Here is a 4,807-nt window from a genome sequence, read left to right as displayed (position 1 = left end):
GCGGCGCGGGCGGCATCGGCTTGGCCTTGGCCGATTATCTGGCCCGGCACTATCGGGCCAAACTGGTCATCGTCGGACGCCGCGCCCCCGCCGCCGAACTATCGGCCCGCTTCCGCGCCATCGAAGCGGCGGGCGGGTCGGTCCTGTATCTCCGGGCCGACGCCACCGACCCGGCCTCGCTCGCCGCCGCCGTGGCGGAGGCCAAGCAGCGCTTCGGGACCATCCACGGCGTGATCCATTCCGCCCTGGTGCTGCGGGATCAACCGCTGGCGGCGATGGCGGAAAGCGATTTCGCGGCGGTGCTGCGGCCCAAGGCGCTGGGCAGCGTGGCGCTGCGGGAAGCCTTCGGCGCCGACCCACTGGACTTCATCGCCTTCCTGTCCTCGGCCCAGTCATTCACCGCCAGCGCCAACCAAGCCAATTACGCGGCGGGCTGCACCTTCAAGGATGGCTACGCCCTGGCCCTGGCCGAGACCCTGCCCTACCCCGTCAAGCTCATCAATTGGGGCTATTGGGGTTCGGTGGGGGCGGTGGCGGACGCGGCCCACCGCCGGACCATGCGGGCCTTGGGACTCTATTCCATCGAGCCGCCGGAAGGCATGGCGGCTCTGGAAAAAATCCTGGCGCAGGAGGGCGTGGCCCAAGTGGCGCCCATCAAGGCGGAACCGCTGACGCTGGAAGCCATGGGCGTCCGGGCACGGCTCCGGGTCCGAACGGTGGCGGGCGAAACCGGCGCGGACTTGGGGGCGATGACGCAACGGGCCGAAGCTTTCCTGAGCGGCGCCACTGAACCCACCGGCGCGGCGGACGATCCCGAGGCTGCGGAAGCCTTCCGGCAAATCGTCGTGGCCGAATTGATGGCGTTCTTCCAGCGTTCCGGCACCTTCCCCAAGCCTTCGGAAAAGGTGGACGCAGTGGACTGGGCGCGGCGGCTCGGCATTCTTCCCAAGTACGACCGGCTCTACCGCGCCCTGCTCGACATGGCCGTCCGCAACGGCTTTTTGGCGCTGGACGGCGCGGCGCTGACGGCCACCGCCCAGGCGGCGGAACTGCCGGACTGGGTGAAAAATCTTCCGGCCCGGCGGGACGCGCTGGCCCGCGCCTACCCGGACCTAGCGCCTCATCTGGAACTGCTCGCGGCCTGCGTGGCGGGCTTTCCCGCCGTCCTGTCCGGCGCGAAGAGCTATGCCGAAATCATGTTCCCCGACGGGTCAATGCGCTTGGTGGAGGGCATCTACCGGGGCAACGCCACCGCCGACCAGCTCCATCAAACCATGGCCGAATTGGTGCTGGGCGCGGTGGAGCGGGCCGCCCCGACTAGGGACAAGCCGCTCCGCATCGTCGAAATCGGCGCGGGCACTGGCGGCACCTCGGCCTTTGTGCTGGAAGCCCTGGTGCCCTTCGGCAACGTGGTTCGTTACGCCTATACCGACGTGTCCAACCGCTTCACCCGGCACGGCGAGCGGACCTTCAGACCCCGCTATCCCTTCGCCAGCTTCCGTGAACTGGACATTGAGCGTGACCCGCTGGCGCAGGGCTTCGAGGAAGGCGGGGCGGACATCGTACTCGCCAGCAACGTGCTGCACGCCACCCGCAACATCGAGGAAACGCTGTGGCGGATCAAGCGGCTGCTCAAGCGGAACGGCGTCCTGATCCTGAACGAAATGACCCGATTGGAGGATTTCCTGTCCCTGACCTTCGGCCTGACCGATGGCTGGTGGGCGTTCGACGACGGCGACATCCGCATTCCCCATTCCCCCCTGTTGGATGAAGCGGGCTGGCTGGCGGCGCTGGACCGCTGTGGCTTCCGGCCCGGACGGGCATTCGGCGATGTCGGCGCCTCGCTGCGGGTCATCGCGGGGGTCAGCGATGGGCTGGCCCTGGTGGAGCAGGCCCCACCAGCGGCCCAAGCCTCGCCACAAGCCGCCGCGCCGGTCGCTGCCAGCGGCGGACCCGCCCGTTCGCCATCGGCCTCCGCCGTTGCCTTGAGTTTACGGGATGACCTCACGGCGCTGGCGCTGGACCACGTCAAGAGCGTGTTCCGGGAAGTGCTGGGCCTGCGCGAGACCGACCTGAACCCCGACGCCACGTTCGAACAATTCGGCGTGGATTCCATCGTCGGGCTGGAATTGACCAAACGCTTCCAAAAGGACTTCGAGGGGCTCTCCACCACCTTGCTGTTCGAACACGCCACGCTTCAGAAACTGGCGATCTATTTCGCGGAGCAACACGGGACGACGTTGCGGCAAAAACTGGGCGGCGTGGTGGCGGCGTCCGCACCGCCGGTAACTTTCACTCCCGTAACGGAATCCCGCCAGTGGGAGTCCCCGACGGCGGAACCGGCCCACTTCGGCGCGGCGGACGACATCGTGGATGGCCTTTCCGATGAGGAGGTCGAGGAGGCGCTGAGCCTGCTCCTGCATGAACCATGATGAAACCGCCCAGGCGGCATAGGATGGGTGGGGCGCACCGGGGAAGGCTTCCGGCTCTGGAAAGACAAGCGTGCGCCTTCACCCATCCTATAAAACTTAATGTTGGCCGGGGCGGACGGCCCATCACGACCGCCCATCGACCTCCACCCGGTCCAGGCGGACGGCCATCTTGCGAATGCCGATGAGCAAGAGCAGCAGCACCACCACCTGGGTCGCGGGATTCTCCAAGGCCCATTCCATCACGCTCAATAGCAAGCCATTCTCGTCGGACCAAGACCCCGTATGGAACAGGTGAAGCATACGTCCAGTCGCCAGCGCGATAATCGTCGCGAAGATGCCGATGGCGGTTTTAACCAGCAACAACATCAAATAGGCCACCTTGCCGACTTGGCTGGCGAAGGAGAAATGGGGCGCCTCCAGGAAGCTCTGGGTACGGTCAATCAAGTCGTGACCTAGTGTCATGAGTTTCTCGATCTCGATGTAATCCGCGTCGGCGGGGCCGGTCACACGGGCCAGCATTTGCTTCTGGAAATGCTTGCGCCGCTTCTCGGCATAGGTGTCGTACCATTTCTTGAACTCCTTCTCGCCATTGGCGCGCGGATTCAGGCGAAAAATGATGGAGTCGTAAAGAAAGCTCGCCCGGAAGAAGCGCACCGCATCGGTCCGGCTGGTGATGCCATAGTCGCCCAGGATGAAGATCATCTTCATGAACAGGCCGCCGGTGCATTTCTCCTCCCAGGTCGAGTGCTTGCTTTGCAGGGCCAGATACCAGCCCCGCACCACATGCAGCAGATCATCCAGCAACCTGTCCACGTCCACCGGGGGCAGCGGCTCGGCGGTCGCCAGGATGCTGCGGCACATGCCGTTGAGGTCGCCCTGGATGCCATGGCGGTAGAACTGCATCAGGTTGTGCCGGAACTTCTTGGATACCGATCCGCACGACCCGAAGTCGATCATCACGAAGGTGTTGTCGGGGCGGACGATGATATTGGCCGGATGGGGGTCGGCGTGGAAGAACTCGCTTTCGAAGATTTCCCAGAAGAACACCCGCAACATGCGCTTGCTGATGAGCTTGGGGTCGAAGCCCCGCAGGGAAAAACTCAGCAATTCCTCCTGATTCCCCTCTTGGATCGCCGCCAGCAGTTCGGTCAGGAACGCGCCGCTGATGAACTCGGACACCAACACCTGCTCGTTGCAGAGCGGATGGACCAGCTTGGGGGCCGTGACATAGGGGCATTCGCGGGCGTCCCGCCGGAAAATCTCGGTGTAGCGGGCCTCGGTGCGGAAGTCCAATTCCTCCAGCAACATGCGCCGCAACTCCAGGGTGAAGCTGCTGGCGACGCCCGGCACCATGAGGCCGAGCGCCTCGGACAACCTCGACAAGATGCCCAGGGCTTCCAGATCGGCGACCAGCAATTGGGGGACGCCGGGCCTGCGCACCTTCACGGCCACCTTGTCGCCGTTGATTAATTCGGCCTGGAACACGCAGGAAATCGACGCCGAGCCAATGGGCACCGGGTCGAACGCCCGGAATACCTGTTCCAGGCGGTAGCCGGTGGAGGTCTCGATGATCTCGATGGCCTTGGGGGTGGGGAACGGGGGCACTTGATCGAGTAGCTTGGCCAGTTCCTCGCAATAAGGGGCCGACAGGACGTCGGCCCGGATGGAGAGTTGCTGGCCGATCTTGATGGCCGTGGGGCCGAGGTTTTGCAGCATGTGGCGGACCCGCACGGCGCGGCTTTCGGGCGAACCGCGCAGCCGGATCAGGTCGTAGAGGATGCCGATGAACAACCGCAGCAGGTGGAGATTCCAAATCGCCATGCGCCGCAGCACGGCGGGCAAGGACGCCTTGAAGCTGAGATCGGACTTGGGCGGGGTGACCTGCCGCAGCGGCTTGCTCGGCGAACCCATCCGGCGGCGCCGGGGGATCGGCCGCACCACCGATTCGCGGTTGAGGTGCCCCTCTTGGGCGGCTGGGAGGAGTGGCGGCGTGGATTGATCCGTTTCGGGCATGGCGTCCTACTGTTGGAATATGAGTGATTTCAGGCGGAGGCGTTAGGCGATTTCTAGGAAAGAATATCTTTATGGGATGGGTGGAGCGTAGCGAAACCCATCGCAATGCGGCCCGGTTCGATGGGTTTCGCGAGTACGCTCCACCCATCCTATACTGCGTTCAGCCACAAACTGAACATCTTGCCCCCTCTCCCTCTGGGAGAGGGTTGGGGTGAGGGGGATTAAAAAGTTCGGTTTGTGGCTGTTTCGAGTATAAGTCGCGATAACGCAGCATAAAGCCGACACGCCAATCACGCGGCCTTTCAACTCGCGTTCCGCCTCGCCCTGGGCCGGTCATCCGAGTCCGGGTCAGTCCGGCCCAG

The 4,807-nt window shown here is 64.5% G+C and carries 2 protein-coding genes; one reads left to right on the top strand and one right to left on the bottom strand.

Annotated elements, in window-relative coordinates; translation table 11 throughout:
• Positions 1-2,432 (top strand): SDR family NAD(P)-dependent oxidoreductase (locus ACXWUF_RS18770; protein WP_458496122.1); only part of this gene is annotated, 2,432 nt, incomplete at its 5' end.
• 123 nt (positions 2,433-2,555) lie between these two features.
• On the opposite strand, the gene ACXWUF_RS18765 is transcribed toward ACXWUF_RS18770, so the two are convergent.
• Entirely contained in the window at positions 2,556-4,445 is a 1,890-nt protein-coding gene (locus ACXWUF_RS18765) for an ABC1 kinase family protein (protein WP_458496121.1), read from the bottom strand.
• Positions 4,446-4,807 lie beyond the last annotated feature (362 nt).

Source organism: Methylomagnum sp., assembly GCF_054333355.1.
This window is presented reverse-complemented; position numbering and strand designations above follow the sequence as displayed.